Source organism: Colwellia marinimaniae (assembly GCF_002207865.1).
Classification (GTDB): Bacteria; Pseudomonadota; Gammaproteobacteria; order Enterobacterales; family Alteromonadaceae; genus Colwellia; species Colwellia marinimaniae.
The window spans coordinates 1-260 of sequence record NZ_BDQM01000339.1 but is presented as its reverse complement, the minus strand read 5'-3'; the positions used below and the strand labels follow the sequence as shown (position 1 = coordinate 260).

General features: G+C 38.5%; 1 protein-coding gene. It reads left to right on the top strand.

Annotated features, from left to right (window positions below; translation table 11 throughout):
- Positions 1–56 precede the first annotated feature (56 nt).
- The coding region (locus MTCD1_RS21975) for a hypothetical protein (protein ID WP_235013402.1) at positions 57–260 on the top strand (204 nt) is incomplete at its 3' end.

The following is a 260-nucleotide window of genomic DNA, read 5'->3' as shown; positions in this document are numbered from 1 at the left end:
CTGATTGATGGTCGAAAAGAGGTGATTGTTTAATTGTTCCATTAACGCAACTTATTATGATTTTATCTAGCGTTAGGACAAGTTTGGAGGGTTTTTGTTCCATTGATCTTGTTAAAACGCTACCCCGCAATGTTGTGGGTAGCGTTTATCGTTTTATACGGACCGTTAAGCGTTTAAATTTTCGCGCCTTGGTTGATCTAATTGACGACGGTTGTTCGTTCATCATCGGTCATTTTGGTGATATCACGTTATCACTATTT